Genomic DNA, 1,232 nt, shown 5'->3' on the forward strand with positions numbered 1-1,232 from the left:
CAGCTCGAGGGTGCCGTCGCCGACGACGTCGATGACGGCCAAGTTGGTGATGATGCGATCCACGACGCCCTGGCCGGTGAGAGGCAGAGTGCAGGCGTCGAGGATCTTGGGGTTGCCGTCGCGGTCGGTGTGTTCCATGACGACGATGACGCGTCGGGCACCGTGTACGAGGTCCATCGCGCCGCCCATGCCCTTGACCATCTTGCCGGGCACCATCCAGTTGGCGAGGTCGCCGGTGCGGGAGACCTGCATGCCGCCGAGCACCGCCGTGTCGATGTGGCCGCCGCGGATCATTCCGAAGCTCAGCGACGAATCGAAGTATGCTGCACCGGGATTGACGGTGACGGTCTCCTTGCCCGCATTGATGAGGTTGGCGTCGACCTTGTCCTCGGTGGGGTAGGGTCCGGTGCCCAGGATGCCGTTCTCGGAGTGCAGGGTCACCTTGACGTCGTCGGTCAGATATCCCGGGATGAGCGTCGGCAGTCCGATGCCGAGGTTGACGTATTCGCCGTCGATCATCTCCGCTGCGGCACGTTCGGCCATCTGATCGCGGGTCCATCCTGCACTCATGCTCGCACTCCTGAACTGACGGTTCGCTTTTCGATGCGCTTGTCCTGTGGCCCGGTGTGTACGACGCGTTGGACGAACACGCCGGGCAGATGTACGTGGGCTGGGTCGATCTCGCCCGGCTCCACGAGGTTCTCGACCTGCGCGATGGTGATCTTGCCGGCCATCGCAGCGAGAGGATTGAAGTTCATGGCGGTCTTGTCGAACACGAGATTGCCTGCTGTATCGCCTGTTTCGGCGTGCACCAGAGCGAAGTCGGCATTGATCGACTCTTCGAGTACGTACCGCTTGTCGCCGAACACTCGCGTTTCCTTGGGCGGCGATGCGATGGATACCGAGCCGTCGGCGTTGTAGCGCCACGGCATTCCGCCGTCGGCGATGGGGCTGCCGACCCCGGCGGGGGTGAAGAAGGCGGGAACGCCGTTGCCGCCGGCGCGAAGTCGTTCGGCGAGGGTGCCCTGAGGGGTCAGTTCGACCTCGAGTTCGCCGGCGAGGTACTGCCGGGCGAACTCCTTGTTCTCTCCGACGTACGAGGCGGTGACCCGGCGAATACGTCCCGCTGCCAGCAGGATTCCGAGTCCGTAGCCGTCGACGCCGCAGTTGTTGGAGAACACCTCCAGCTCGTCGGCGTCGGTGTTCGCGATGGCCTCGATGAGAGCGTCCGG

Annotated in this window: 2 protein-coding genes; both read right to left on the minus strand. The window is 64.5% G+C overall.

From position 1 onward, the window contains the following. On the minus strand, positions 1 to 570 hold a 570-nt coding region (locus tag CH286_RS12185), incomplete at its 3' end, for a 3-oxoacid CoA-transferase subunit B (RefSeq protein WP_141215840.1). Then, positions 567 to 1,232: CoA transferase subunit A (locus CH286_RS12190; protein ID WP_094609338.1), on the minus strand; the 666-nt coding region annotated here is incomplete at its 5' end. The genes CH286_RS12190 and CH286_RS12185, both read right to left, overlap by 4 nt.

Origin of the sequence: Rhodococcus sp. WWJCD1 (genome assembly GCF_002258735.1) — a bacterium.
In the GTDB taxonomy this organism is placed as follows: domain Bacteria; phylum Actinomycetota; class Actinomycetes; order Mycobacteriales; family Mycobacteriaceae; genus Rhodococcoides.